Annotated in this window: 8 protein-coding genes and 1 pseudogene; 5 read left to right on the forward strand and 4 right to left on the reverse strand. The window is 39.2% G+C overall.

Annotated elements, in window-relative coordinates; genetic code table 11:
• The first annotated feature begins 179 nt into the window (after positions 1-179).
• The 5 genes from AC1DUA_RS13185 (at position 180) to AC1DUA_RS13205 (ending at position 7,402) form a co-directional block, all read left to right on the forward strand.
• Positions 180-2,345 (forward strand): extracellular solute-binding protein, encoded by a 2,166-nt coding sequence (locus AC1DUA_RS13185; protein WP_477500194.1) that lies wholly within the window; start codon positions 180-182, stop codon positions 2,343-2,345.
• Positions 2,346-2,621: 276 nt separating this feature from the next.
• Positions 2,622-3,728: an extracellular solute-binding protein gene (locus AC1DUA_RS13190; protein WP_477500195.1), complete on the forward strand. Its 1,107-nt coding sequence runs from the start codon at positions 2,622-2,624 to the stop codon at positions 3,726-3,728.
• 109 nt (positions 3,729-3,837) lie between these two features.
• Positions 3,838-4,851, forward strand: coding sequence for an ABC transporter ATP-binding protein (locus tag AC1DUA_RS13195; protein WP_477500196.1), 1,014 nt, complete (start codon positions 3,838-3,840; stop codon positions 4,849-4,851).
• A 12-nt stretch (positions 4,852-4,863) separates the two neighbouring features.
• The gene (locus AC1DUA_RS13200; RefSeq protein WP_477500197.1) at positions 4,864-6,576 is read left to right on the forward strand and encodes an ABC transporter permease; all 1,713 of its coding nucleotides are present in this window, start codon (positions 4,864-4,866) and stop codon (positions 6,574-6,576) included.
• Between the two features lie 7 nt (positions 6,577-6,583).
• On the forward strand, positions 6,584-7,402 hold the full coding sequence (locus tag AC1DUA_RS13205) for an inositol monophosphatase family protein (RefSeq protein WP_477500198.1): 819 nt from the start codon (positions 6,584-6,586) through the stop codon (positions 7,400-7,402).
• Between the two features lie 59 nt (positions 7,403-7,461).
• Here the strand turns inward: AC1DUA_RS13205 and AC1DUA_RS13210 are convergent, their stop codons facing one another.
• The 4 genes and pseudogenes from AC1DUA_RS13210 to AC1DUA_RS13225 form a co-directional block, all read right to left on the reverse strand.
• Positions 7,462-7,932 carry a phage tail protein gene (locus AC1DUA_RS13210; protein WP_477500199.1) on the reverse strand — a complete coding sequence of 157 codons (471 nt, stop codon included), beginning with the start codon at positions 7,930-7,932 and terminating at the stop codon, positions 7,462-7,464.
• 121 nt (positions 7,933-8,053) lie between these two features.
• Positions 8,054-8,740, reverse strand: a complete 687-nt coding sequence (locus AC1DUA_RS13215) for an inositol monophosphatase family protein (RefSeq protein WP_477500200.1) — start codon at positions 8,738-8,740, stop codon at positions 8,054-8,056.
• On the reverse strand, positions 8,709-9,593 hold the full coding sequence (locus AC1DUA_RS13220; protein WP_477500201.1) for a glycerophosphodiester phosphodiesterase family protein: 885 nt from the start codon (positions 9,591-9,593) through the stop codon (positions 8,709-8,711). Before AC1DUA_RS13220 ends, AC1DUA_RS13215 begins: the two co-directional genes overlap by 32 nt.
• Before the next feature lie 46 nt (positions 9,594-9,639).
• Positions 9,640-9,922: pseudogene (locus AC1DUA_RS13225) on the reverse strand (iron ABC transporter permease); the annotation flags it as partial.

The following is a 9,922-nucleotide window of genomic DNA, read 5'->3' on the forward strand; positions in this document are numbered from 1 at the left end:
GTTGTACTCTTGTTTCCCGATCATCACGTTCCACCCTCACCCCAAATTTTGATCATACACATGATAACACTCGATATTGGAACGTGTCAATAAATTGATCTGTCTCACGTTGTTGTTTGCGTTAGGAGTAAAATAAGTTAATATTGAAAGGTAGAAGTCGAGGAGGTTTATAGTGTGATATGACAATAACAATAAAAGATATTGCAAAAGAAGCTGGGGTTTCGCATGGCACAGCATCTAATGTATTGAACGGAAAAGGGAACGTCAGCGTTAGAAAAATTCAGTTAGTTGAAGAAGCTGCCAAAAAATTGGGATATAAAATGCACTATAAGGCGAAATCTCTAAGATCAGGGGCAACTAATTCAGTTTCTATCATTGTGCCCACGATTGAATCCGACGAATATGTTCAACTGTACAAAGGATTAGATAAAACGTTAACAAATTTAGGGTATCGCACCCATTTATATATCACATATGACTTGCCGAATAATGAAAAAAGTATTATTAAAGCAATTGCCGAAGAACGTGTTACTGGCATTGTAACCATCTCCTGCTTAGATAATGCGAATGAGTACTATGCAGAAGTGGATATTGCAAAAGAAAATATCGTTTTTGTAAATAGAGCTCCCCAACATGCTGAGCAATTTATTTCGTTTGATTTTATGAAAGCAGGCATGGAAGTTAGTACCTTTATAAAAGAAAATGACTATACCTCGATCGGTATTTTCTCTGATGAAATGAAGTTTACAAGCGAGAAACTTTTTGTGGATGCGATCGTTCAACATGCCGAAGATGTGCAAATTAAAAGTGTGCTTCATGCCCATTTAAATCAATCGCACATTAAATCTTTCGAGTTCTTCGAAAATGAGCCTCCGGATCTTGTGATTACTTCGAGTTTGCTCAAAGCGTACTGGCTGAAAAATGCGCATTTCTTCGGTTCCATGCAAAAACCTCCAAAAATATTAAGTTTAGGCATTGCACAACCCTCCTTTACAGATGAATTAATCGTATACCAACAAAATTATCATTTGCTTGGCCGCGAAATTGCTGAACGTCTAATTGAACAAGTGAACAATCCGAAGAAAGCCGAAAAGATCTTTATTGAAAACAGTGGCATATCGAATTGGGCAATAACGGAGCAAAAAAGTTCCAAAAGTTCGCTTTCCATACTAACCATTATTAGTCCGACAACGGACGCACTATTAAAGCTGCTCCCTCAGTTCACCAAAAGCACGGGAATACAAGTCACATTGGATATTAAATCATTCGATGAAATTTACCAAATCCTAACCGACCAAACAAACGTTAGTCATTACGATATCATTCGAATGGATATGGCCTGGCTGCCATGGTTTGGGAAGGACGTATTCCAGCCCATCATGAATTTGGATACTCCTCTGGATCAGCTCATTCAGTCTTTGCCACTGCATATGAAAGAAAATTACTCGCAAATTGAAGAGACATCCTATGCGGTTCCTTTTGATCCTAGTATTCAAATGCTGTTTTACCGAAAAGATTTATTCGAAGATCCGAAAATTAAGCGCATGTATTACGAGAAATATAAGAAACAGTTAGCGATTCCTAGGGATTTTGCATCGTATACGGATTTAACAAGGTTCTTTACCAAATCGCATTTCAAACACTCGCCTACTGAGTTTGGTACGAGCGTTACCTTAGGTAAGTCAGAAATTATCGCTTTAGAATTCTTAACGAGATATTATGCGGAAAAGGGAACGTTGATAGAGGGAAATGAACTTAAATTAAATTCAGAGATAGCCAATAAAGCTCTAGCTAATTATTTAGAAACGGTTTCAGTTGCCCAGCAAATCAACGAGTCTTGGTGGGGAGAATCCGTAAATAGTTTCACCCGAGGTACAACAGCAATGGTAATCGGGTTTATGAACCACGTTTCCAGGATTGCGAATAGTGATTACGGACACTTTGTGGGTTCGGCTCCAGTGCCTGGTGATAAACCGATCTTAGGCGGAGGCGTGATCGGGATTACTAAGCATACTGCAAGAATGAATGAAGCGGTTTGTTTCATAAATTGGGTTAATAAAATTGAAATAGCGGAGCAAATCACCTTATTAGGCGGAACTTCGGCAAACCCCAATGTTTGCAACAATCAAACGATAGCTATGCTCTACCCTTGGTTGTACGAAGCGAATAAAGCCAATGTGGAAGGGATTCGCGATACGAAGTTCTATAATGGCGACGGATTTGATACCAAAGAGGTCGAGCGAATAATCGGCTTATCGATTGAAAATGCTATAAATAACTCGTTAACGATTGAGCAAACCATTGAGCAAATTAACAACAACCTATCTTTATTCTCGAATCAATAAATAGGCACTATCTGAAATCCACCTTTTATATAAAGGTGGGTTTTTTCATATCCAAGATTTATGAGAGAATGCCGTGAAAATGGCCTGAATGTTTGGGGAATGTAAGCGCCAAGTTAATTCTTTGCAAACTTATTGACTCGTTCCAATGTGATTAATATAATGAAAATGAAATAAAATGACACGTTCCAATTTTTCTGAAATGAGGTGATATTGTTCAAATTCTTCGGCCGTAATTTAAGATAAACATCAACTTTCACAATAAAAAGGAGTACAACCATGAATTTTAGAAAATCTGTGTTGATCATGACGGGGCTTATGTTAGTAGTACTGATTTTTTTGGCTGGATGTGGAAATAATAATTCGGCAGGAAATTCTTCCAATAATGCGTCTACGGCATCCGCTACCCCTGCAAACGTTAAAAATGATGCCAAATCGTTAGTTATTTATTCAAACTCCTTGTCTGATGGCAGAGGAGATTGGCTGAAAGAGAAAGCAGCAGCCCAAGGTTATAAACTGGAGTTCGTAGAAGCCGGTGGTGGCGAAATTGCCAACCGTTTAATCGCAGAAAAGAACAACCCTGTCGCGGATGTGGTTTTCGGATTAAGCACAATCGATTATGAAGGATTCAAAGCTCAAGGTTTATTAGAAAAATTCAAGCCTACTTGGTCTGATGAAGTCACTGCAGGTTTGAACGATAAAGAAGACTATTATCATTCATTAGTTAAACAAGCCATCCTCCTCATCTACAATTCGAAACTTTATGATGAGAACACAGCTCCCAAGGATTGGACTGACCTTTGGACTAAGGACGAATTCCATAACAAATATGATGCTCCATCTGCCTTCGGCGGAGGTACAATTAGAGCTGTTATTGCAGGGATTCTAGTAAGATATCAAGATCCAAACGGTGAGTATGGTATTTCCAAAGAGGGCTGGGACCAGATCAAGAACTACTTGAAATATGGCTATCATGCAGCGCAAGGTGAAGATTTCTATGCTAACCTGGCAAGCGGTAAATCACCACTAGGGCCAATGTGGTCAAGCGGTATCGCAACACGTGAAGAAAAATATGGCGTTAAAGCAGGTATCGTTAAACCAGCTAACGGAGTTCCGTTTGTTGTTGAGCAAGTCGCAATCATCAAAGGAACGAAACATATGGACACCGCGCAACAATTTGTAAACTGGTTCGGAAGCGCAGATGTGCAACTGGAATGGTCTAAAAAGTTCACTAGCATGCCGGCAAATGAGAAAGCTCTTGCAGGCGCAGCCATAGAAATTAAAGATCTTGATGCATCTTTGAAAGCACAAAATATCGACTGGTCCTTCGTAGCCAAAAACATTAATAAATGGGTAGAAAAAATTGAACTTCAGCTTTTACCATAATGACTGAAAATCCATCAATCAGATTGGTTCTGTATAGAGCAATACAGAATCAATCTGCTCGATGATTTTTTTTGCAAATCATGTGTCTACTAGGCAGGGAGTGCGAGAGATGATTGAATTTAAAGATGTAGAAATTAAATATGGTGACTTCGTCGCCATGAAGAATTTAAATTTGAAAGTCGAAGAAGGGGAATTTTTCACCTTGTTGGGTCCCTCTGGTTGCGGGAAAACAACGACACTGCGAAGTCTCGTCGGATTCGTGAATCCCTCAAGCGGTGGTATTTATGYAAACGGGGCAAATATTACGAATTTATCTGTCGAAAAAAGAGAAATAAGCATGGTATTCCAGAACTACGCCCTATTTCCAACCTTAAATGTTTTTGAAAATATCGCATTTGGCTTGAAAGTTAAAAAGCTCCCCAAGCAACAAATTGAAGCTGAAGTGAAAGATATTGCACAAAAAGTGGATTTAAGCGATGAGCAATTGCTTAAAAAAGTATCTGAGTTATCCGGCGGTCAGCAGCAGCGCGTGGCAATAGCAAGAGCTTTAGTGCTTAAACCAAGCATCCTCGTTATGGACGAACCGCTTTCCAATCTAGATGCAAGCTTACGCGTACAGTTGAGAAACGAATTGAAGAAATTGCAGAGAAAATTCGCAATCACATCCATCTATGTCACACATGATCAGGAAGAAGCCTTATCCTTATCCGATAGAATTGCTGTTTTTAATAAAGGTGTTATTGAACAAGTGGGAACTCCTTCGGAGATTTACAATCAATCGGCTACCGAATTTGTATGTAATTTCATTGGGGATAACAATAGTCTCGATCGTCCCCTTCTGGAGAAAATTAAAAGTCAAATCAACAAACCTCTGGATGTGTCGAAAGCTGCTTATGTAAGAACAGAAAGAGTGCACTCCTCTACTCAACCGGCTGCTCCTAAGATGGCTAAATTACAAGCTAAAGTTGTGGACGCTGAGTACTATGGACTTTATACCAAATATACATTTGATATCGACGGGTCGACGATTAAAAATATGGAAAAAGAAGATGGTATGACGAAATATGCCATAGGTGATGAAATCGAGATCTTTATTCATTCTGATGACATTAAGCAATATTAAGGGGGGCTTCTTATGTTGAAACTAAATAGTTTAAAAGAAGCTCTGTTTTCCGGCAAAATAATCGGAATAATAACTGCTGTCTTGCTAGTATGGTTTATTGCTGCATTTTTAATATATCCTAACATTAATCTACTATTTGCAACGTTTTTTGCAGATGGTCGCCTATCCTTAGAGCCCTTTCAAAAGTTGCTGCTTTCAACCAGGGCATTAAAAAGCTTGCTGAATAGTTTTATCCTAGCTGTCTCTCTTATCGTTACTGTTAATGTTATTGGCACCTTTTTAGTACTTGTCATCGATTATTTTGAGATTAAAGGCGCTAAGCTGTTACGTTTAGGTTATTCGACAACACTTATTTACAGCGGAATCGTGCTCGTATTTGGCTATAAATTTATTTATGGAGAACGCGGCATTGTAACGAAATTTCTAGTTCATCTCTTCCCTGATTTTAATGCTGCGTGGTTTACAGGTTACTGGGCTGTTCTATATGTCATGACATTCGCGATTACTTCCAATCATGTTATTTTCCTCTCTAATGCCATCAAGAAAATTGATTATCAAACCATTGAAGCCGCTAAGAACATGGGGGCATCTTCCTTTTACATTTTAAGAAGAGTTGTATTTCCTGTGTTAAAACCCACGGTGTTCGCGGTCACGGTTCTAATATTCCTGACGGGTTTAAGTGCCACTTCAGCTCCATTAGTTGTTGGGGGCAGGGATTTCCAAACGATTAACCCTATGATATTAGCCTTTGCCCAAAGCGTCACCTCCCGAGATATGGCCTCTCTCTTAGCCATCATTCTAGGTGTGTTTACGTTGATTCTATTAACCATCATGAGGAAAGTGGAAAAAGGCGGCAACTATATTTCGATTTCAAAAGTGAAATCGCAAATCGTAAAACAAAAAATTAATAACAAGTTGGTCAATACGATCGTACATGCATTAGCGTACTTGTTGTTTATTATATATGTGCTACCTGTGGTCTCTATCGTTATCTTCTCCTTCACAGACAGCTTTAGTATCACCTCTGCTACCTTGTCAATGAGCCATTTTACATTCGCTAACTATGCAAGATTAATTACGCATTTCAGTGATTTTAAGCCGTATGGCGTTAGTATATTTTATTCTTCCGTTTCGTCCATCATTGTCGTGATTCTGGCGTTGGTTGTTTCACGCATCCTTCATAAGTACAAAAACATTTTATCAACCCTATTAGAGTATGCCATGTTAATACCTTGGTTATTGCCTTCGACTCTGATCGCTTTAGGGCTGATTATCACTTATGATTCGCCAAAACTAATCGTATTGAATAAGGTTCTGACAGGAACTGTGTGGATTTTATTAATTGCCTATGTCATTGTCCAAATTCCGTTTACAATAAGAATGTTAAGAGCAGCCTTTTTCACCATAGACGGCTCATTGGAAGATGCCGCAAAAAGTTTAGGCGCGGGGGCCTTTTACACATTCAGAAGAGTACTTCTTCCCATCATATTACCTTCAACTTTGGCGGTATGGGCTATGAATTTCAATGGGCACTTGGCGGATTATGATCTAACGGTTTTCTTATTCCACCCCTTACTGCAGCCGTTAGGTATTGTTATTAAAAATAGTACAAGCGAGCAGACATCAGGAGATGTTCAAGCACTAGTATTTGTTTATTCCGTTATCTTGATGTTAATTTCAAGCATTATTCTATACTTCGTCTATGGAAGAAAATCGAAGGAGTGAGTTCATCATGCGTGAGGAATATGAAATCTATCTGAAGTCCACTGCCTGGGTAATGGAAGCCGGGGAAATTATTAAAAGAAGGATGCAAGAGAACACCACTAGCTTTCAGCAGAAAACAAGTCATGCCGATGTCGTGACAGAGGTTGATCGTGAGATCGAATCCTTTTTGGTGAATAAAATCATTGAGTACTATCCCGATCATAATATTGTCGGCGAGGAGAACGTCGGAAATCGGCTCTCCGAAAGCCCCTATGTATGGATCATTGATCCAATCGATGGGACGAGCAATTTTATTAATCGCAAGAAGGATTTTGCTATTTCCCTAGCATTTGGCGAAGTTAATCGCGGAGTGTTCGGTCTTGTCTACGATGTCATGGCGGGGAATCTGTATCATGCTCACAAGGGGAGCGGCGCTTTCCTGAATGACGTGAAACTGACTCCCCTTCCTACGGATAGCCTGCTCGAAAATCAGTTGGTTGCGATAAATACACCTTGGAGAAACACCGATGAGATGAAGCATTGGAGCCATTTATATGCGTTGGCAACCAAAGTTCGAGGTGTACGGGTCTATGGGGCGACTACGATGGAATTGARTGATATGGCCATGGGACTACTAGGCGGTTTCGTCCAATATCGCGTCAACTCCTGGGATTATGCGGCAGGCCGAATCGTACTTGAGGAGCTTGGTGGCAAATTCTCGGATCTTGAGGGAAATGACATCGACATGTTATACAGCGGTGGCGTTGCCGCGGCTAGCGTTAGCCTTCATGATCAAATCATCCAATCGTTAAAAGAGGCCATGCTAGAATCACGAAAGCACATATAGCGTAAATGAGGGTGCCCCGAAAGCCATGAATTCGGCCGGGCACCCTGTTATTTCAAGTTTCAGTTGTATTCATATTGTCCTTTAATGACGAAAAACGAACCGCGAATCGTTCCAGCTAATTTGGACTTCTGCCTAGCGAACTTGAATTTCGTTTCTAACTCCTTAGGTATCTCCATACCCTCAGAAAGCTTAAAACCAACCGCCCGCTTCTTAGGGTCATCCACCGTATACATCACATTGATCGATAGTCCATCCTCATAAAAAACGTAGGTAAATTGAATGTTTTCCACTTGAAAATGCGATGTTTCTAAAGGTTTGGCAGCAAACTCAATGTCACGTTCTTTCAAAATTTTATTCGCATAATCCAGGTTTTCCTGACTTTCGCTAGCTGGTACAACTTCGAATTCATGCTTGTACTTATTCATGAAATAACGGGCTTCATTCGCGCGTAGACCAGCAAGCGCTTCTGCTACAGGTGAAGACTCTAAACCTATTGTAGACACATTTTTAAAATCAACGATATACGACATTTCCATCCCTCGTTTTCTCTCATCATTTGATACTACTAGGATTCCATATTTGACCAAAAGATAAACGGTTCTCTACCAATATTATATCAAAAATGGTGCGAGGGGGAAATTTTGAATTGCACTAAGAGGGCTCTATGGACAAGTCTTGGCTTCTAGGCGTATCAATCCTTGTTCCAACCAATACAGTCGTTTGATCTTCTGATATATCTACAGGTAAGCCGACCATTTCAGCAAAAATAATTGCAGCCTTATAATCCCAAATTTCCTGCTCATTACGATAAACCTCTAAATACCTGACTCCTTTGAACTTATTAGCAAAATCATTGTATTTCTTCTCCGATAAGTAAGATGGAGTAATGTGAATAATGCCATATTGCGGCGTCTCCGGTCTTGTAAATGGCTTACCATTCATAAATGCACCAATATTACTATGAGCATGATATAAGGTATTTGCTTCCACATCATAAATGATGCCAAATCTACCTTCTTCACCTTCATATGCGATTGAAATGGCATATTCTCTTCTTCTATATATGCAGTTCGTTGTACCATCAATAGGATCAATGAACCATACATTTTTTGTATTCCCTTTTTTGGATTGCTCTTCACCAACTATATCATCATCATAAGCGTTTGATATTTCCAAAATGATGTGTTGATTTAAGCTCTTATCCAGGTTTGTTACTAAATCCTTCTCATCTTTCTTTTCTTCCACGACAACTACCTGTTCACGTTCTACTACTATTTTGCAGGATTCTATTAATTTTAAAGCAAAATCATAGCGAGAACATGGATTTTCTGTTGGCATAACCCTTAACTCCTTTTTCCTCTAGGTATATCTTTAACGGTAGTGGCCAGTCCGTTTGAATGACATCAAAGCCCATTTCGAGCAGCTTTCCCCATCCTAACTCAGCATTTTCTAATAACGAGACATCGTCATCAAATCCACCACATAGCGTCTGGCGATCATTCCAAAGAACAATTGCATTAATCATGGTGTGATATCCCAGTTCTCTTAGTTGCAGTAATCTTTCCTTGGAAACATAATCAACATTTGGATCCTCGAAAATCATTTCGAAGCCAACAATATTTATTTTATCTTTGAATGCCATAATTTCATCGAAATCGTCTTGGCTCCAAACTTTTGGCAATGTCATATATTGAACATCATGCTCTGCTAATGCTTCAAGGAATTCAGTTGCAGCAACATCTGTTTTTATAATTATGTTTTGCCTTTGATCCTCATATTGATCCAGCTCTTCCAGCAGCTTTTTACCCCATTTTTGTGCATGGTCAAAATGCAATAACACCCCTGGATGGTTCTTCATTTTGGCCATAAACTCTTTTAATGTAGGTGGAGGCTCTACAGCCTGCATGTTCATATTCAGTAATAATTGCTTCTTTATTTCTTCCGAAGTAAATGTCCTAAATTTCTCATCTCTATTGAAACGAATCGGTTCTTCTTGCTCATGAAAAACATGAAATACGCCATCACGCGTTTTGCTAATATCGAATTCAACAATGTGCGCCCCTTGATTAATTGCATTCAACATCGATCGATAAGTATTATAGGCAATGTTGCCACCTGCTGAGCCTTGATGACATGCAATTAGAACATTAGAGTCACTGAACAGTTTTTCTATTACCTTTGTATGTTGCATAAATCTTTTTTCCTCCAATGATGTAATAATTTTTGAATGACTAGTTTTATAATAAGTTGCTCTTCTTACTTCCTCGACCATATACAAAGTAAATAACGAGTGCTGAGATGGCCATTAATATAACCGTGTAGACAAAGTTGATTGCCTTCGCGTCCAAAGAAGCCGTCGGGTCTGTGTTATTTCGAATAACTATTCCGAGTGGTTGGTACAATGGATGATATAAAAATACGGTCAAATCATAATCTGCCAACAGACTGTTAAAGTTTAAAGCGAGTATGGCTAACGTTGTAGGCAACACAATAGGCAATATGACGCGGAATAATGTATAC

It is taken from the genome of Paenibacillus sp. 01T422 (assembly GCF_056398785.1).